19 protein-coding genes are annotated in these 19995 nt (G+C 35.8%); all 19 read right to left on the bottom strand.

The window, feature by feature from the left end:
- Positions 1-16 precede the first annotated feature (16 nt).
- The 19 genes from FZ954_RS09680 to FZ954_RS09585 all read right to left on the bottom strand — a co-directional run bounded on the left by FZ954_RS09680 (position 17) and on the right by FZ954_RS09585 (position 19910).
- Positions 17-1285, bottom strand: coding sequence for a CapA family protein (locus tag FZ954_RS09680; protein WP_148878219.1), 1269 nt, complete (start codon positions 1283-1285; stop codon positions 17-19).
- Between the two features lie 242 nt (positions 1286-1527).
- Positions 1528-1755 carry a sigma(X)-activator ComW gene (gene comW / locus FZ954_RS09670; RefSeq protein ID WP_062003921.1) on the bottom strand — a complete coding sequence of 76 codons (228 nt, stop codon included), beginning with the start codon at positions 1753-1755 and terminating at the stop codon, positions 1528-1530.
- Positions 1756-1937: 182 nt separating this feature from the next.
- Positions 1938-3170 carry a nucleotide sugar dehydrogenase gene (locus FZ954_RS09665; RefSeq protein WP_148878232.1) on the bottom strand — a complete coding sequence of 411 codons (1233 nt, stop codon included), beginning with the start codon at positions 3168-3170 and terminating at the stop codon, positions 1938-1940.
- 27 nt (positions 3171-3197) lie between these two features.
- Complete coding sequence (gene gla, locus FZ954_RS09660; protein ID WP_148878218.1) at positions 3198-4289, bottom strand: UDP-glucuronate 4-epimerase Gla; 1092 nt, start codon at positions 4287-4289, stop codon at positions 3198-3200.
- Positions 4264-5322 (bottom strand): NAD(P)-dependent oxidoreductase, encoded by a 1059-nt coding sequence (locus tag FZ954_RS09655; protein WP_148878217.1) that lies wholly within the window; start codon positions 5320-5322, stop codon positions 4264-4266. The genes gla and FZ954_RS09655 overlap by 26 nt, the downstream gene beginning before the upstream one ends.
- 24 nt (positions 5323-5346) lie before the next feature.
- Positions 5347-5880 (bottom strand): acyltransferase, encoded by a 534-nt coding sequence (locus FZ954_RS09650; RefSeq protein WP_148878216.1) that lies wholly within the window; start codon positions 5878-5880, stop codon positions 5347-5349.
- Between the two features lie 348 nt (positions 5881-6228).
- The gene (locus FZ954_RS09645; protein ID WP_148878215.1) at positions 6229-7689 is read right to left on the bottom strand and encodes a lipopolysaccharide biosynthesis protein; all 1461 of its coding nucleotides are present in this window, start codon (positions 7687-7689) and stop codon (positions 6229-6231) included.
- A 1-nt stretch (position 7690) separates the two neighbouring features.
- On the bottom strand, positions 7691-8905 hold the full coding sequence (locus tag FZ954_RS09640) for an O-antigen ligase (protein WP_148878214.1): 1215 nt from the start codon (positions 8903-8905) through the stop codon (positions 7691-7693).
- Positions 8905-9819, bottom strand: a complete 915-nt coding sequence (locus FZ954_RS09635; protein ID WP_148878213.1) for a glycosyltransferase domain-containing protein — start codon at positions 9817-9819, stop codon at positions 8905-8907. Before FZ954_RS09635 ends, FZ954_RS09640 begins: the two co-directional genes overlap by 1 nt.
- An 8-nt stretch (positions 9820-9827) precedes the next feature.
- Positions 9828-10871, bottom strand: a complete 1044-nt coding sequence (locus FZ954_RS09630; protein WP_148878212.1) for a glycosyltransferase family 2 protein — start codon at positions 10869-10871, stop codon at positions 9828-9830.
- Positions 10872-10906: 35 nt separating this feature from the next.
- A complete protein-coding gene (locus FZ954_RS09625) occupies positions 10907-11626 on the bottom strand; it encodes a 2-C-methyl-D-erythritol 4-phosphate cytidylyltransferase (RefSeq protein WP_148878211.1) in 720 nt (239 codons plus the stop codon).
- Positions 11627-11657: 31 nt separating this feature from the next.
- The gene (locus FZ954_RS09620; protein WP_148878210.1) at positions 11658-12515 is read right to left on the bottom strand and encodes a phosphorylcholine transferase LicD; all 858 of its coding nucleotides are present in this window, start codon (positions 12513-12515) and stop codon (positions 11658-11660) included.
- Positions 12516-12529: 14 nt separating this feature from the next.
- Positions 12530-13750 carry a DegT/DnrJ/EryC1/StrS aminotransferase family protein gene (locus FZ954_RS09615; RefSeq protein ID WP_148878209.1) on the bottom strand — a complete coding sequence of 407 codons (1221 nt, stop codon included), beginning with the start codon at positions 13748-13750 and terminating at the stop codon, positions 12530-12532.
- A gap of 14 nt (positions 13751-13764) precedes the next feature.
- On the bottom strand, positions 13765-14457 hold the full coding sequence (locus tag FZ954_RS09610) for a sugar transferase (protein WP_148878208.1): 693 nt from the start codon (positions 14455-14457) through the stop codon (positions 13765-13767).
- Between the two features lie 8 nt (positions 14458-14465).
- Positions 14466-16274 (bottom strand): nucleoside-diphosphate sugar epimerase/dehydratase, encoded by a 1809-nt coding sequence (locus tag FZ954_RS09605; RefSeq protein WP_148878207.1) that lies wholly within the window; start codon positions 16272-16274, stop codon positions 14466-14468.
- Positions 16275-16283: 9 nt separating this feature from the next.
- Positions 16284-16991 (bottom strand): tyrosine-protein kinase, encoded by a 708-nt coding sequence (locus tag FZ954_RS09600; protein WP_148878206.1) that lies wholly within the window; start codon positions 16989-16991, stop codon positions 16284-16286.
- Between the two features lie 8 nt (positions 16992-16999).
- Entirely contained in the window at positions 17000-17695 is a 696-nt protein-coding gene (locus FZ954_RS09595; RefSeq protein WP_048791596.1) for a CspC family polysaccharide chain length determinant protein, read from the bottom strand.
- 28 nt (positions 17696-17723) lie between these two features.
- Positions 17724-18455 (bottom strand): capsular polysaccharide biosynthesis protein Cps4B, encoded by a 732-nt coding sequence (cps4B, locus tag FZ954_RS09590; RefSeq protein ID WP_062003909.1) that lies wholly within the window; start codon positions 18453-18455, stop codon positions 17724-17726.
- A gap of 3 nt (positions 18456-18458) precedes the next feature.
- Complete coding sequence (locus FZ954_RS09585; protein ID WP_148878205.1) at positions 18459-19910, bottom strand: LCP family protein; 1452 nt, start codon at positions 19908-19910, stop codon at positions 18459-18461.
- Positions 19911-19995: the final 85 nt, after the last annotated feature.

Below are 19995 nucleotides of genomic sequence, written 5' to 3'. Positions count from 1 at the left end.
GTGTCCTTTTTTGTGCTTATTTCCAATTCAGATGCACATGCTCTTTCATTTCCTTATAGGCCGTATCAATCCGATCTTTGGTCGCCTGATCCAGCTGATCGCGATATTTTCCACCCTCAATGAAATCTTCTAAGATAAGGGCTTGATAAGTGTAAAGCGGGTAACCCTCTGGTGAGTAAGTTCCCTTTTCCACACGGCTAACCCAGCTTGGGTGCGCCTGAGCTGTTTTGATAATGGTTCCCTTGTCCGTCTTTTCAATGGTAACATCCATCAAGACACCACGCTCGGTCCACTCAGCCGTGTCCACACCAGCCATGGTTTCAATCCGCTGATTGGAGATAAAATTCCCCATGGAATAGATAATCAACTTCTTCTGCCCATCTTTTTCAAGAATTTCTGAAGGTTGCACCACGTGCGGATGCCCACCAAAAATGATGTCCGCTCCCCAGTCCACCATCTTGTGGTAGAGCTCTACCTGCTCCTCATTTGGCTCCAGCTGGTATTCGATTCCCGTCTGTGGCATGACTACTGTAATGTCCGCTTCTTTCTCCGCCTGCTCAATCTCTGCCTTCATCTTGTCCTCATCAAAGGTCGATAGGTGATGATCAATCTCCTTCTGACTGAGATTGGACTCCAGGCCATTAAAACCATAGGAGTAAGCCAAAATAGCAATCTTGATGCCTTTTACCTCTTTGATCAGGATAGGCGATTTATCCCTATTCTTGTGAGTATAGACACCGACTGGGCTAATCCCGTGATCCTCAAAGGCTTTGGCAGTCGTAAAGACTCCCTCAAGCCCTGAGTCTAGGATGTGATTATGGGCCAGATCCACCACTTGGTAGCCAGCATCTTTGATGGCGGGCACAACAGCCTCTGGAGCATTGAAAAGCGGATAGCCTCCCAAAGGATAGTCTGAGCGAATGGTCCCTTCAAAATCTCCCAAGACCAAATCTCCTTGCTGGAGCCAGTTCTTGACATAGGTGAAATTTTCCGAAAAATCATAGCTACCATCAGCTTTTTGGGCACTCATATAAAGCCCATCATGGTACAAAAGGTCCCCATTAGCCATAATGCGAACCGTTTTCGAGTCGGTTTTCTTTCCTGATAGCGAGGAGGATTTAGGAGCATCTTTAGCAGCATTCCCACTGCTTCCCTTTGGCATCCCCATGATGCTTTGGAAGAATAAAATGACAGTCGCTGATACAAATACCGCTCCCAGCAGGGCAAGGATAAAGGCACGGTTGCTTAATGCTGCTTGTCGCTTGATTTCAGATCTTTTCTCCATTTTGCCAACCTCCGTATTACTTATATTTTATCATAAATTATCCTCCTAAGGGAATAAAAAAGAGTCTGGGACAAAAGTCCTAGCCTCTCAATTGTCTTTGGATTGTCGAGCAAGACGCAGTGGTTGAGTGGGCTCTATTACGCTGATTTCATCAGCTTTTACAGCCCTACTCAACTGTGCGGAGGTGGGACGACGAAATCGAATTCTAACGAATTACCGATTTCTGTCCCACTCTCTAAATATCAAGCTGATCTCAGCATCAAGGACAGTAAATACCAGCGATAAGCCGCCCGATAATGATAGGCATTAAAAAACTTCATCTCCCCAATACCATAGCGCATCAAATAGTAAATCAGATAACGCAGATGCAGGCTTTCCCACTCTATGCTAGCCTTTTGACAATGAGCATACTCAACCTCAAGCTCCCCATAGTAGTCTCTGAATTGATTATAAATTTCTTGAATTTCCATTATAACTCCAATCTTTTTGCTTTAACACTAGTTTATCGCAAAAAGAAGAGGTTTTGGGACAAGAATCTTAACTTGTCTCATTTAAGAGCCAAAAGGTAAGGTTAGTCACTAGAAAATGACATTTCAGGGAATATTTTTGACATTTTGGGGGTTGAGAATTATTTCAAGCAATGTGAATAATCTTAATCTCTCTTAAAAATATCCCTAGTGTAGACTTTTTCTTTTACATCTTCTAAGCTTTCATCAAAACGATTAGCAATAATCACTTGACTAAGTTCCTTAAATTTTTTGAAATCATTGACCACCTTACTACCAAAGAAGGTAACACTATCCTCAAGCGTTGGCTCGTAAATAATAATGGTGACACCCTTGGCTTTCAGACGTTTCATAACACCTTGAATAGAAGATTGTCTGAAATTATCTGAATCACTTTTCATTGTCAAACGATAGACACCTACAGTAATATCTCGCTCCTTAGCTGGTTCATAAGACTCATTGCCAACATAGGCACCAGCAAGATCTAAAATCCGATCAGCAATATAATCTTTTCTTGTCCGATTACTTTGTACAATCGCTGTCATCATATCCTGAGGAACATCAGAGTAATTTGCAAGAAGTTGCTTGGTATCTTTAGGAAGACAATAGCCACCATAACCGAAGGAAGGATTATTATAGTGAGAACCAATCCGTGGATCTAAACAAACCCCATCAATAATAGCTTGAGTGTCTAGCCCCTTCATCTCAGAATAAGTATCCAGCTCATTAAAATAAGAAACACGCAGAGCAAGATAAGTATTCGCGAAAAGCTTTACTGCTTCAGCTTCTGTAAAGCCCATATACAATGTATCAATATCTTCTTTTAAAGCTCCTTCTTGAAGCAGTCCAGCGAAAGTTTCAGCAGCATCTAACAAGCGCTCATTATTTTTATCTGTTCCTAAAATAATTCGACTCGGATACAGATTATCATAAAGGGCTTTTGACTCCCGCAAAAACTCAGGACTAAACAAGATATTCTCAGTCTGAAACTTTTTTCGCACTGACTCTGTATAACCCACAGGAACCGTACTTTTAATCACCATGATTGCCTTAGGATTATATTTCAGCACTGTTTCAATAACAGACTCTACGGCAGATGTATCAAAGAAATTCTTTTTTGGATCATAATTAGTTGGAGCTGCAATTACAACAAAATCTGCATCTTGATATGCCTCTTCTGCATTCAATGTAGCCACTAAATTTAACTCTTTTTCTGCAAGATATTTCTCTATATAGTCATCTTGGATAGGGGACTGTTTTTGATTGATTAAGTCGACTTTCTCAGGAATGATGTCTGCCGCTACTACTTGATGATGCTGAGATAACAAAACTGCAATGGACAAACCAACATATCCTGTACCTGCTACTGCTATTTTCATACTTTTTCCTTTCATGAAAGAATATTATCATGCATGATAATATTCTTTATACCACTCTGCAAATTTTCTCAGACCCTCTCGCAAAGAAGTTTTTGGCTTAAAACCAAAATCTCTCTCCAAAGCACTTGTATCTGCATAAGTAACGGGAACATCCCCGGGTTGCATAGGAACTAACTTTTTATGACTCTCAAAATCATAATCTTCTGGTAGAACTCCAGCTCGAATCAATTCTTGATGTAAAATGTCCACAAAGTCTAAAAGATTTTCTGGCTTATTATTACCAATATTATACACTTTATATGGCGCTAAAGGCAGATTATCAGTGCCTATTTGTTTTGCCGGAGCAGATTTCATCACCCGTAAAATTCCTTCAACAATGTCATCTACATAAGTGAAATCTCGTTTACAATTACCATAATTATAAATTTCAATATCAGATCCACTTCGTAATTTGTCTGTAAATCCAAAGTAAGCCATATCTGGTCGACCTGCAGGACCGTAAACCGTAAAGAAACGTAAACCTGTAGAAGGAATATTATAAAGCTTAGAATACGCATGGGCTTGAAGCTCATTAGATTTTTTAGTTGCAGCATAAAGTGAAACAGGGTTGTCTACCTTGTCTTCCGTTGCAAACGGAACTTTCGTATTCCCACCGTATACTGATGAAGATGATGCATAAACCAAATGTTCTACACCTCCATCATAAATTTCATAAGAATGACGACAAGCTTCCAGAATATTATGAAAGCCAATAATATTGCTCTCTATGTATGCATCTGGATTTGTAATCGAATAACGAACTCCTGCCTGCGCAGCTAGATTAACAACAATTTTAGGATGATACTGTTTAAAAACTCCATCAATAAAAGTTTTATCTGAAATACTCCCTTTAAGGAAGATCCATTTTTTTTCTGGATGTTTCGCACTCAGCTTGTCAATCTGATCTAATCGATGATCTTTGAGCGCAACATCATAGTAATCATTCAAATTATCCAGACCAATGATTGTCATCGATCCATCTAACTCCATTAATCTCCTAACAAGATTTGAGCCAATAAAACCAGCCGCTCCTGTGATAAGGATTGTTTTGTTTTTAAAATTGATATTTGTTTGTTCCATTATTATTTTCCTTTTGATTATCTTGCAAATCCAATATCATCATATTAAACATATCCTCTAAATCATATAGCGGCTTCCAGCCCAACCGCTTTAACTTACTTGTATCTAAATTCATACAAAGAGTAGGGGCAAAACCATATTTGTTTTCTTCTTCCGCTATTATTACTTTGATTCTTTGCTCAGATATTTTACAAGACACAAAAACAGCCATATCATAGATACTGCAATATGTAGCCTCGTTAGCCACATTATAAACATTGCCACTGTCAGCTAGATAGAGCACTTGAAAAATAGCAGTCAATGCGTCGTACACATGTAGGTAACTTCTTTTTGTTAAACCTTTTGTTTTTAAGCAAATATCTTTATTTTCAAGTACACAACGTGCAAACTCTGCAAAAATTCGGCCATCATTGTATTCAACTCCAGGTCCAAAAGTTTGAGTTAAACGTAAAATATTAATAGGCAAATTATATTCCCGGCTGTAAGCTACACATAAATTTTCACATAGCCTCTTGCTTTCAGGATAGCATGAACGAACATCCATCGTATCAATATTAGTCCCTGAGGTTTCAAAGATTTTTTCATCAGATTGAGGGTAGCCATAAACCTCCATCGTTGATAGATATACGAATTTTTTTAGTTTACTTTTTCTAGCAAACTCCAGTAGATTTTTAGTGCCATCTATTGCAACAGATAACGTGTCTATTGGACTCTCTATAAATCCTTTGCTTGAAGTTTGACTAGCCGCATGAATGATATAATCCACATGGAGGTTGCTTAAGTCAACAGTTCTAACATCTCCCACTAGGTATTCTAAGCCGTCTACCTCTTCTCCAAAACATGCTTTAAGTTTTTTTAAATCCCTAACTAGAGCAATTATGTTTAATTTCTGCTTTGCTTTTGCATTCCATGCCAATAAAAAGCGAATTAAGGTTTTCCCAATTAACCCCGTTGCACCTGTAATTAAAAATGTTTTTCCGTTATCCTCTTGTTCTAACAATTCATTTAATATTTGAAATTCTTTTTTGAACATCTGAATCTAAACTCCCTGAATATATCAATTTCTTTTAAATTTTTCAAGCAGATATGCTTTTTTCTCTGAATAAGTTAGTGACTTAGTATAATCGCATCTAGTTAATACCTTTTCCTCATATTCTTCTACTGTTTCAATAACTCTAGCTGGAATACCAACCGCTATACTATTGTTAGGTATATCTTTTGTTACTACTGCTCCAGCACCAATAACACAATTATCACCTATTTTGACGTTTGGCATAATAATTGCGTTCCAACCAATATGGACATTATCTCCTATTATAATTTCACCAAAACAATCAATATCCTTTAGACCTAAATTCCTAAGAACCCACACTCCACCATCGTGGGTAACAAATTTAACACCATTGGTAATTCTAACATTGTTACCAATGGTAATTAAATAAGGCTCACTTCCAAATTCAACATTTGGAAAAATCTCACAATTCTCACCAATCTTTCCTCCGTTTCTTAAAAATTTAGTATAATTTGTTGATAATCCCAGGTTAAATTGACTAAATATCAATTGCTTTATACATCTTTTTAAAGAAAACATTATACTATCCTCCCAACACTCCTAATAGACTCTTCAAGTGTAGTTTAAAAAATAAAATTAACGAAACAATAATGAAACTGATCATAGGAAAAACGATAGAGTATCTCCTAATATATTGATAATTTTTGAATTCAAACACAGGAGATATTCTGATAAATTAGATAAAAAACATAAGAAATGTTGCCTATAAAAACTATATATTTTTCACTAAGAAATGAAATATTAATCTAAAAGTAAAGAGATACATCTATTGAAGACAAAAGTAAGAACATAGCATGCAACTAGTAATATAGCAGGCTCCCTCATCCCTAAAATATACGTAGTCTATGCTCTCATTGTATCACCTTTTTAATATCTTTTTACGAGTAATTTAGTTGATAGTTTAAAAATCATTTTTCGATAGCTAGGAAAACACAAAATCACAAGACTATAGATGATTATGGCACATACTATAGTAAAAAATTCCCATCCAATATCACTTGATATTGACAGTAAGGAAAAAATCACAAGCCCCATAACAGCCGAACTTATATAAGGAGGCGCCAGATTTTTGAACATCTGTAAAAAAGGAACTTTGAGATATTTTTTTGCTAAGAAAAGATTAATGAAACCATAAAATAATCTAATAAAACATCTCACTACAACAATTACTTCAAATCCAAAATTTGAGAAAACTGTCAGTAAAGGAATCAGAAGGATTAACTGAATGCTTTGAGATAATACAGACAATTTTGGCAGTCCTTTGGCAGTAAATATCAAACTAATATATTGTCCAATAAGAATTGAAAAACCGTTCACTAAGCTATATAAACCGATTAAGAAGCTAGCTTCTTTCCACTGATTTCCTAGCAACACATATGTCACTAAATCTTGATACAGAAAAACTCCAACACTTAAAGGGATTAGAATAATTCCAACTGTTTGCTGAAAAGTATAAAATAATTTATAAAATTGCCCATCATCACCTTTAGTCGCAGCTAAGGCTGACAGCAGGACTGAGCTGGTGGCTGCAATAATTATATTAAAGATACTATTTGTTAAAGTAATGGAGTTTTTATACAAACCAATATAATAAGACGAAAGTGTTTGACTTAATATAAATATATCACCATTAGTTGTTAGCCACAGCAAAATAGATTCAACTAATATCCAACTACTAAAAGAAAACATTTCCTTCAGCTTGACAAGACTATATTCGAAAGAAGGTCTCCATTTAGATTGTATTGTCAAAACCAATGCAACTGAAAACTGAGCTACTAACGACCCGATAATAACACTCCAATAGCTAAAACCTAAAAACGCTAAAGGTAGAGTTACACCAACGGGAATAACGACCATTAAAATACGTATCCAAAATAACACTTTGAATTGAAAATTTTTCTTCAAAATAGCCGATTGTATACTTGAAAATGAGGTGAAAATTAAGCTGATGCTAGAAAACGATATCGCATGGCCTAATCCACGACTCCCAACCATGCTAGCAATCTGCTCTGAAAATATGATAATCAGTAACATTAAAAGACAAGAAATTCCCATGTTAGTCCAAAATGCCACATTTGCATTATCAATTAACTCTTTTTCATTATTAAATTTTTTTTGAATAATATATTTCTGAAATCCAGCATCTGTAAAAACATCCGCAAAACTGATAGTCATATTAACTGTTGCAATAACACCAAATTCCGAAGGGGTTAGCAATCGTGCCAAAATCATTGCAGTTATTGGAGTTATTAATTTTGTTGCAATTTCTGTTAAACTTGACCATTTTACAGAATTGACGATAGTTCCTGACATTTTTGTATCTAACATACTAGCTCTTTTCCAAATCTGTATTCAAAGATAATACTATTAATATTAATATTGTTCTAAAATAGAAAACAATACGAGAATAAAAAGTAACTGTTATCATATCTGATAGGATCAAACTAATTATCAAAATCAATAGCATATCTTTCATCTTAGATTTTTCTTTCAAGAAAATAGTTATACTAAGAAGCAATAAGTACCCATAATAAATGATAAATCCTACTATTCCGCCGCTTACTAACAGTTCTAAAAAATTATTATGGCTGTAATATCCATATCCCCCAAATTTTGCAAATGCTCCAATCCCCCAACCAAATATAGGCTTTTCTGTAAACATTTTCCAAGCCGTTTCCAACATATCTATACGCTTAAGTGTTGAAGTAGCATCCACAGATACCCCGGCTATATCTCGTCCAATACCTAATGTTAACAACATTTCATCAATTCTTTTTCCGACTAATGTATATAATAGTGGGTTATGCTGGATAGAAAACCACAAGATTCCTATTGCTAAAATAATAAGTATAGTTATTTTAATATTGAGTGTAAATAAACTTTTGATTCCATAATACAAAATAGGAATCAACATAAAAAGCAGGCCAGCTTTTGATCCGCTTAATAATATAAAAATAACTTGAAGAACGATTAAAAGCAAATACCTTCTATGGCGTTCATGAATGTACAGAAATAAAGTTAACATCCCTAGTATTCCAAATAGCCATGCAATTGTATTTGGATTTATATTTGAAGATAACCCCAACCTATAACCTATATGTCCTTTTAAATAATCAGCCCACCTATACCTCAATATAGGAAGCTCACTTAAAAATATAAACAATGAAGTGACAATAGTTGTTAAATACAATGTGTTCTTTAAGATATCAAAGAAATACTCACTATATTTTAAAAATAATAGATAGATATTTAAAATGTTTAAAAAAGAAACTATATTATATAAAAGAGAGAAATTCTCAGCATTTTCTGATAATTTTACTCCAATCAAAGATGTGTAAATAGATAATAATATTATCCATACGACCCCTGTGTTGCTTTTAATCTTTTGAGTATCAAACAATAAAAGAAATGAGCCAAATATCGGAGTTATATATAGCTCCCTTCCTCTAAAATATAATTCGTCAAATAATATAAAGGCTATAAAAGCTCCAACAAGTAATAAATTAAATTTTATTCGTTTTTTTTGTATAACAATTTTTCTCATTATAAATGATTCAACCCTCTATTAAACCTCGGATTTTTATTCAAATTATTACCTAGTATATAAATTTCATCTGGTGGAACTTGATTTTTCCAAAGTAAATATGGCAAACTTAATTGATCCCGAGTGGGAAATTTTAAATATTCGTCCCACCATTTATCCATTAATTTGCACATCAACTGACTGTTATGGTTTCGGATCATAATAGTATTTTCGTACAAGCCATTATGTATTGGGAAACCTTCATTTCTATAAATGTTAAGCTGTTGATTAACAATTGACATATCCGCTTTTTTCGCATACTTAATCATAATTGCTTCATCATAAATACAGTCTCTCTGGTTGTGAAAATGAACTCCCAAACTAGATGATTTCATATTCTCAATTAAAGGTTTCATACTACAAACTATTTCAATTAACCCATCTACATAGATACTATAATCATAATCTTTCAGATAAATATGTGGCAACATTTTTATTTTACGGTTTAATTGAATAGGTGAAAGTTTATTATACTCTTCGAATTGTGTAATATCTATTTTTTTCCATTTGGAGTCACTTGGTAAATCTAAATCAGTAAACATGAAATAGTCAATATCGCAATCAATGTAAAGCGGTTCTACAATAGAATCATATCGTCCAACAATACAACTATAAACTGCAATTTTTTTCCCTGTTATATCTAACTCGCCTGATGTATTAGGCTTGATAACATTTCCAGCCGTTGATGACGGTATCTTAATAAAGATTTTAAAAAGTATATCTTCAATAATCTTTTTAAAATCACCATTTTTAAAATAGTTTATATATTTTTCATTTCTACGTTTTTTTTGAAATGATGAAGAATAAAACAACTCCTGATATCTTTTATTTATTTCTACAGCAGTTTGATCATATTTTTCTTCATTCTTTTTCATTTTATCCACTATGTATTCCCTCTCATAATCAGTAATAGTTGAGAAATGAGCAACAGACTTCTGTATCTCTCTTTTATAAATAACATAACATATAATCTATCTTTAAATGAAGCGTTTGACACGATCGAACTGTTCGCTTCTATATCAAATGCAACGCTATTTTTCAAATCTTTTAATTTAACTATTTTATCTAGAAAAGATAAACCACTCTCGCGATGCATCATTATTTTAACTATTTGTCCTAAATACATCGCCATACTGTGGGCATAATATTCATCCTGAATTTTTTCATCAATTAGCAACCTCAATTCAGACTCTGCTACTTTTTTTATAGCTACAATTCTATTCTCCTGATATTTGGTAGAGGTACTATGAGATAGTCTTCTATAATAAATATAAAGAATATCTGGAATAAACAGTATATTTCTAAACACTGCATATAATTCCAAGTTCAACAACCAATCTTCTCCACCGAATTTTATGTCTGTATCAAATCTAATTTTATTATTTTCAAATAATTCTCTTTTGAAAACTCCATTCCAAATACCGGAAAAACAACCACTATTGCGGACCCTAAGATAGCTATTGAAAAATTCATCACGGCTCATATAAATTGGGATGTCATTTATACAGAGCCCTTTACAACCATATATATCTTCCTTTACTTTATTTTCAGTAAATATTTGGACTCTCTTACGATTAAATCGAACTATATCAACATCAAACTTATTTATATAATTACAAAGAATATCTAAGGCATCTTCACTTATTTCATCATCATTGTCCATAAACATTAAATACTTGCCTGAAGCATTCTCTATGCCCGTATTTCTAGCCGAACATAGTCCCTCATTTTTTTGACTATATAATTTCATCCTAAAATCTTTTTTACAGAATTCCTCGCAAATAATTTGGCTGTTATCTGTTGAGCCATCATTAACGAGAATAACTTCGAAATTCTTAAAAGATTGATTTTGTAACGAAGTTAAAGCAGGTATCAGATATTTTTCAGAATTATATACAGGCATTATAATGCTAATCAGTGGTATCATAAAATACTTATTTCCTTTCAAAATATCCTTTTATGTTAAATACCAAATATTTGGGAATTTTCTTTAGCTTCTAAGATAGCTCTAAAAACATAGTAATCTGAAGGGAAAGTTATCTTAATATTCTCCGAAGGACCCTCAACAGTATGTAATGTATATCCAAAGAAGCTCATTAAACTGGCTGAATCAATAAAATCGCTCATTCCTTGTTCTTGCGCTTTTAAATGAGATAGATAAATATCCTTGAGTACGAAACATTGAGGGGCCTTTGCAATTTGACATTGACTTCTATCTATAATTTTTCCGACAGTATCATTCTCTCCTCTTAAGCTGATAGTTTCACTAGCAGCTGATACTGTTATAGCAGAGCGATTTTTTTGCACGCATTCTATATCTTTAGATATAGTTTCAGCATCAATTAACGGTCTAACCCCATCATGTATTAATACAATGCTTTCTTCTGGAAACTTTTTAAAAGTCTCATCTAATCCATTAAAAATTGATTCTTGTCCAGTCTCTCCTCCTGAAACAATACTACAGACCTTAGTAATTTTAAATTTTTCTATTAAGTCTCTACAATAGTCTTTCCATTCAGGTAAGCAAACCAAAACAATAGCATCAATTTGTTCATGCTTTTGAAACTGTTCCAGCGTATATATAAGAATAGGCTTCCCGTGTAATTCTAAAAATTGTTTTGGCTTAGTCTTAGAATTCATTCGTTGACCTGTTCCTCCAGCAAAAATAATAGCAATATTCATACGATTTCTCCACTTTTATGATCAAGATTACTCATTCTTTTGTACAATAATAAATACCTTTGAATTGTTCATATGGTTCTGTAGTGCTAATATATACAGTGTCGTGCTTAGGAACCCTAGATTCAACTGGTGGTAGTTGCATATAATCACCCCATATCTTTGATAAATATTCCTTATAGCCTCTCATAACCGGCAAACTATAACCTTCGAAATCACACCGTATAACACTATCAAAATCTTCTTTTGGATGTTCTATCAACATCCCTTTAACAGCTCCTATTAATTCTGTAACCTTATTACACTGTTCCCAGGAATACTTAGACATTTGTTGTTCCGAGTATTTCCATAACTTATATCTAATATTTTGAGAGGGAACTAAAAAATACATAATTTTTGCCATATTTCTAAGCAGTCCCCCCTTATTATCAGGTAATCTCTGGACATTAAACAGAGAGAAGACAAATGCATGAAATAATTGTAAATACCGTCTAAATCTGGAATCAGGACAAGCATCAATCGGCATTATTTCGATTCCTATACCATGACAAATATCATCATGTATACTATGTCTATTGATAAACGTGGTCCTCCTATCTCGAATAGAAGCTCCTGCATCATGATAATTATGTTTTCGATCAGTTCTACAATAAACATAATTCGATTTCTGATTATATTTCGACCAAATTACCGCTAACCTTTCATAATCTTCCCTAGGCATAAAAATATCCACATCATCATCCCATGGAATAAACCCTCTATGCCTTTCAACACCAATTAAACAACCCCCGCAGAGAAAATAAGTAAGACTATGTTCTTTACAAAATGTATCAAAATACACTAAAATTTCTAATGTTTTCTCTTGCAGATTTCGTACATTAACTCCAGTCATCAAAATTCCTCTTACTATCCCTTATTAATTAATCGGTCCAATATAAATCTATAGTTATCGATAATATACTCCACTTCTTCGTCACTTAATCTTGTATGCAATGGTAATGTAATTTCATTTTCAAAATAACGATATGCATTTGGATAATCTTTGATATCAAAACCTAAATTCTTATAGGCCGTTAACATTGGAAGTGGCTTATAGTGCACATTACATGCAATACCCTTCTCTGCCATCTTTTGAATAATCAAGTTACGTTCTTCTAAACTGATTCCTTCAATACGTGTAACATACAAGTGTCTAGATGACTGGTGGTAAGCCCCCTCATGTTTCAGGGGCGAAATAGGCGTACCTTCAAATGCCTTATCATATTGAGCAACAATCGCTTTTCTTCGTTCCAGTAATTGAGGATATCTTTTTAATTGTACTAACCCAATTGAAGCCATGATATCTGTCATATTACATTTATAAGCCGGTTTTACAATGTCATATTCCCAAGATCCTAATTGAGTTTTCGCTAATGCATCTTTAGTCTGACCATGAAGTGATAAAATCTGAAATTCTTTATACAATTCATCATCATCAATACCAGGATGTGATTTCCATGTGACACTGCCTCCTTCTGCTGTTGTAAAGTTTTTTACAGCATGAAAAGAAAATGATGAGAAATCAGCAATATTACCAGCAGGAACATTTTTGTACGTTGCGCCTAAGGCATGAGCGCTGTCAGAAATAACTACAATCCGATTAAAGACATCTTGCAACTTACCAGTCGCTTTAAATAGATGCTGTTTTGCAAAAACAATGTCGAAAATTCTATCATAATCACATATAATTCCTGCTAGCTCTACAGGAATAATCGCTTTTGTATTAGATGTAATGGCTTCTTCAAGCAAATCATAATTCATTTCAAAAGAATTTTCTTGAATATCAACCATAACAGGAGTCGCACCTACGTGAGTGATAACACTACAAGAAGCCGTATAAGTCATCGCTGGGACGATAACCTCATCTCCTTCACCAATCTCTAGAACTCGCAAAATAAGCTCCAAAGCTGCTGTAGCAGAGTTTAAACATACCGTACGATTAGTATGAGTATACTCTGATAAGCGTCTTTCTAATTCTTTTGTTTTAGGTCCAGTTGTAATCCAACCTGAACGTAAGGTATCTGCAACTTCTGCAATTTCTTCTTCTGTAATATCTGGGGGGGAAAAAGGGATATTATATTTTTTCATAACGGATTACTCTCCTATCTAACTACTTCCACTACTGTTTGAATCATGACTTTTAGATCATTAATAAAACTAAACTGTCTCAAATACTCTAAATTATAGTGCATTTTTGCGGGTAAAACTTCGTTCACATATGCGTCATCAACCGTTAAACCACGTTCGACACATCTATTGATTATAATATCTTCATCTTTGAACGAAATGCTTGCTGGAGAGGTTATCCCAGCTGGCAACAATAAAGTTGCTTTCATTTCATCTGTATACTGATCGGTATATTTAGGAACTTCAGGTCTGGTACCAACAAAACTCATATCCCCTAATAACACATTAATCAATTGCGGCAGTTCATCTATACGATATTTCCGAATAAATTTCCCAATTTTAGTAATGCGATTATCATTGTGAGAAGTTACAAGAGAACCTTTTTTATCAGCTCCCACTACCATAGTTCGAAATTTCCAAATTTTAAATTCTCTGCCATATTGTGTAATTCGGACTTGTTTGTAAATAGCTGGGCCTGAACTATCTATTTTTATCCAAATCCCAATTATCAAGATAACAGGAGAAAATAGGATGAGAAGTACCAAAGCTAGTAAACGGTCCATTAATAATTTACAAAACAATGAAATTCGTTTATTATTCAACAATTTATAATAACGTTCCACATCTTCATTTCTAAGCTGAGCTGGCAAATCTTCGAACTTTATCATTTATACTCCTACTGTTGCGCAAATTTTATTAATTTAGCTTTCAACTCTGCTCCATCTAATTTAGAAATAGAATCAATGAAAGCTGTTACTTCTGAATTAGGTAAAGCTTGAACATTTCCTACAAATATTTTTTCATAGATTTGTTCGTCAACTCGCTCTTCGGTAGAGAGCAATTCCTCATATAATTTCTCTCCTGGGCGAATTCCAGCTTCTACAATTTGGATTTCCTCTTCCGTGTGACCGCTCAAGGTAATCATTTTTTTAGCTAAATCTAAAATTTTAACTGGCTCCCCCATATCTAACACAAAAATTTCTCCACCATGCATTAGCGCACCTGCTTGAATAACAAGACGACTTGCTTCAGGAATAGTCATGAAATATCGTGTCATTCGGAAATCTGTGACGGTAATTGGACCACCGTTCGCAATTTGCTCCTTGAACAAAGGCACTACACTACCTCGACTTCCTAAAACATTCCCAAAACGAACCGCTGCAAACAAGGTCTTCCCTTCCTCATTCAAACTTGTAACAATCATTTCAGCCACACGTTTTGTAGCTCCCATGACGTTTGGAGGATTCACAGCCTTATCTGTAGAAACCATTACAAATTTAGCAACTCCAGCTGCTTTCGCAGCTTCAGCCACATTTTTGGTTCCATAAATATTGTTTTTTACTGCTTCAGTTGGGTTGTATTCCATCAATGGGACATGCTTATGAGCTGCCGCATGGTAAACACGATCAGGTTGATACTCATGCATAATATGGAATATCCGTTCTCGATCTTGTATATCCGCGATAAGAGGCACAATTTCGACTTTATCTCCATATTGAGCAAGTAATTCTTTATGAATTAAATAGATAGAATTTTCTCCATGACCTAAAAGTAGTAATCTTGCAGGAGAAAAACGAGCAATTTGGCGGCAAAGCTCTGAGCCAATTGAGCCTCCTGCTCCTGTTACCAAAATTGTCTTACCATCAATATTGGATTGCAAACTCGTTTGATCAAGTCTAACTTCTTTTCTTCCCAATAAATCAGCAATATCAATTTCTCGTAATTTATGTACTTTTAACTTTCCTGTAACCACTTCTTCATATTTCGGCATAGCACTAACTTTAGCGCCTGTTTTTTTACAAAGAGAGAAAAGCCGTTCATACTCATCTGGTTTAAGAGAAGGAATTGCTAGGACAATCTGACTTATCTCATAGTTTGCTACAATCTCAGGGATTTGATTATCCGTACCAACAACTTTGACACCGTGCAAAAACGAGCCCTGCTTACTTGTATCACTATCTACGACAGCCACAATTTTTAACTCGGGTGACTCTTTCAAAGCCGTTTTAATAAACAGGCTTCCACCATCCCCTGCTCCAACAACTAGCGTTCTACTGACTTTACTTTCTTCAACCTCTGTATAAGTCGTTCCGTTTTTAAAACTAAACCACATTCTCCAGCAAAGACGCATGGACATAGTAAATAAAATAGAGAACATGCAACTAAGTAATAAAAAGCGATAGCTTGTATGCAAGGATAGCGCAAGTTCTACTAAGAAAATAACAAAGTAAGCACTGACCAAGGTTAGACTGATCGTACTAAGAGTTTTATAGTCCGTATAACGATTAATAATCGAGAAGAGTTTCGTTTTGATTCCAATTAAAAAATAGAGTACAACTGTCATTGTTAAGGTTTGTACAAAACTCAAATCTGACAGCAAAATATATTCAGATAAAAAGAAGTATGCCACAAAACCACTAAAATATATTAAAACAGCATCTGCTATCATCAGAATAATTCTTTTTTGTGATCGTGTTAATTCCATAATATCCCTTTATTTATTCGATTCTTCTTTCAGTTGATCCCCATAGTATCCATAGGAACCATAGAAACCATATTTATCCGCTTCGACATTGTATTTATTTAAGACTACCCCAAGGAAAGGTGTGGATGATTGTTCCAGCTGCGTTTTAGATTTCTGAACCATTTTCCGTTTGACTTCATTTGTCGATACGACTAAAAGGCTAGCATCGCAAACTTTGGCAATCAAGGTTGCGTCTACCACCATACCAATAGGCGGCGTATCCACAATAATATAGTCGTAATGACGGCGCAAGACGCTCATCATAGTGGTAAATCGTTCACTCTGGAGAAGAGCCGTTGGATTAGGTGACGCTTGTCCTGAGGTGATGACGAAGAGATTTTCCTCATCCGTTTCACACAGTCCTTGAGATAGGTCTGTATTTCTCGCAAGATACTCTGTCAAGCCAGAAACCTTCTCACCGCTCTTAAAGACTCCACCTAGCATTTTTGAATTTCGGATATCTGCATCAATCAAAAGTGTCTTATGACCCGCCTTGGCAAAGGTCAGGGCAAGATTGGTTGAAGTTGTCGTCTTTCCCTCACCTGGGAAGGTAGAACTAACAGCAATCACCTTGATATCTTCACCGCTAAGTTGGATATTGGTCCGAAGGGCATTGTAATACTCCTCTACCCGTGAAATAGAAAGTTTTTTCTTTTTTGCTAACTCTAGTATTGGCATTGTATCTCCTAACCTACCTTACTCATATCTGGGATGACACCAAGCAGGGTCATTCCTAGGGTTTCTTCGATATCTTCTGGCTTCTTGACACGGTCATCAAGGATTTCCACGCTCACTACTACAAGGACCATCAAGACACCACCCGCAAGCACTCCAATGATAGTATTGCGACGGATGTTTGGAGAAGACGGTGTTTTTGGCGTTTCTGCTTCTTCCAGCGTTGTAACGTCGGATACCTTGGTAACAGCGATGATTTTCTCAGCAGCAACTTCGCGCAAAGTATTGGCAATACGGCTTGCTTCTGCTGGATCCGCATGCGTAACCGTAATAGACACAATCCGAGTATCTGTCGGTACAGTCACCGTCACCTTAGATGCCAAGTCAGATGGTGAACCTGACAATTTCAATTCTGAAATGACGGATGCCAAAACATCTTGTGACAGGATGATTTCCTTGTAGTCCTTTACCAGATAAGAACCAGCCTGCAAGTCTTGGTTTGTCAAGGTAGGATTTTCGCCCTGCTGACGATTGACAACGTAGATACGCGTCGTGCTCTTATAAGCAGGCTTAGCAATAAAAACGCTATAACCTAGGGCTAGAATACCTGTCAATAAGGCAGTTAAGATAATTAAAAATTTCTGTTTCCAAATTGTCTTCAACAGAGACAACACATCGATTTCGATCATTTGATTTTCTTGATTCATGTATTTACTTTCTCCAGAGTTTGATTGATTAAATAAACTCGTTACTTAATAAGATTTCTTGGTTTGTCTTAAAGAGTTCTTCCGCACGCTCAGCGCCATATTTTTTCGCGACAATCTGATAGGCCTTTTGCATATAAGGCGGTCTGTCATCGAGATTGTGCATATCGCTGGCAACGAAATGAACTAAGTCCCGTTCTAGAAAGAACTGAACACGCTTTTTCATAAATTTGTAACGATCACCAAAAAGCTTTGGTTTCAAAACATTTGAACTATTGACCTGCATATAGCAGCCCATATTGATCAATTCGCTGACCCTGTCTTCGTCATTTTCCAGACAGTGATAGCGCTCAATATGTGCCACTACCGGAATCATACCGAGGCGAATGACATTGCCCAAGGCTGAGTGAATATCCTTGTAGGGTGTATTCATACTAAACTCGATCAAGACATACTTAGTGCCACCTAGACCGGGAAATGTCCCCTCTTCTAGCTTTTTCAAAATATCACTAGTATAGTAAATCTCCGCTCCATATAGCACGGTCAAATCGTCAGCAACTTGCTTGGCCAACTCCTGCACTTGCTTAAAGTTTGCTGCAATTTTTTCTTCAGGCGTTTCAAACATGCCCTTTCGGCGATGAGAAGTAGAAATAATGGTGCGAACGCCCTGACGATAGCTTTCTTCGAGCAGACGTCGGCTATCCTCTAGTGTCTTAGGACCGTCATCCACATCAAAAATGATATGCGAGTGAATATCAATCATGCTTTACTTCCCTTCCATTACTTCCTGAATCGCTGCTTTGGCAGCTGCCAAACTATTTTGATCAATTTCCATCATGTAGAGATTGGCTTCTGGCATCGCGTGGGAAGGCAGACCTGTATTTCCAGTTCCAGTCAAGGCCTGAGAAGTCACATTATAACTTCCGCCTGACTCCAGCTGAGTATTGATCAGATTCATCATTGTTTCCAAGCTCATATCGGTCTGGACAGAATCCTGCAATCCTGAAAGAATGGCGTTGTAATTCTTCAATGCATCTGTCGAAGTCAGCTTTTTAATGACTGCTGCAATGACTTTTTCTTGGTTCTTACCACGATCATTATCTCCGCCATTTAGAGAATAACGTTCACGGACGAAAGTCAACGCTTGTTCAGAATTTAATGAAATATTACCAATAGGATAATGAGTATTTCCTACAGTAAACTCTTGGTCGTTCTCAATATCAATCCCACCCAGCAAGTCAATCAACTTGAGGAAGGAAGTGAAATTTAGCCGGACATAATAATTCAAATCAATACCGTAGAGGTTTTCCAAGGTGTGAACTGAAGCATCTACGCCGTAAATACCCGCATGAGTCAGCTTATCCGGCTGATTAAGGCCACCGTCCGCAATTGGAACATAGGCATCTCGTGGTGTGGTTGTCAGCAAGACTTTCTTGGTCTTACGATTGACTGTCATGATAATGTTGACATCCGAGCGTGACACAGAAGAAATCGGGCCATAAGTGTCAATACCACTGACATAGATATTGAAGACCTCTGCATTTGGATCTTGCTTGCCAATAGCTGTATCAATCTTCTTGCTTATCTTATAAGTATAGATTTTTTTAATTTTTGAAGCATAGTCAGGATCTTCACCACGAATCGTATCTTCAAAGACGCTATTCAGAACTATAGCCTTGGCTTCACCAGAAGTCAACGACTTATAGGCAGCGAGATAAGAAGATGCTGTATCTACTGTCAGCTCATGCCCTTGTGTCTGACTGATATTTTTCATCAGTGCTTGGACATTGTCTTGGTCATTGCCTGATGGTGCTAAGACATTTGTCAACTGCTTGAGGTCCTGAACATCACTATCTGCCGGCACAACGATACTCATTTCATACTCAGAGTAGTTAGAAGTGGAGTTGACGCCAGCCGACAAGTCGACTAAACCCTTTACAGCATACATAGACACAGACACCTCAAGCAGGGCTATTATTAGGATAGCACTAGTGGTCTTGCCTGCCTTACCCTTGAAAATCAGGAATCCTGATAGAACCGCCACTACTAGGATAAGGGCTGTCACTAAGATATTCACATAGCGAAAAGCTAGAAAATGATAGCGAAAAATTGTGAAAATCAAGAAGGCCGCTAACAAAGTATAAACACCCAAGAGGGTGCTATTAACTATTTTTAATCGATCGCTTTTCTTTTTAGACTTTTTTGCTCTCTGATACATTCACCTTACTACTTTCTGTGCGAAATTACTCTAGTCTATTATAGCATAAAAACATAGCTTTTTAAGAATTTCTTAAGAATATTAC

The sequence above is a fragment of the Streptococcus sp. Marseille-P7375 genome (assembly GCF_902460365.1).
Classification (GTDB): domain Bacteria; phylum Bacillota; class Bacilli; order Lactobacillales; family Streptococcaceae; genus Streptococcus; species Streptococcus cristatus_I.
Note: the sequence above shows the minus strand (reverse complement) of the source record. Positions and strands in the feature narration are given on the sequence as shown.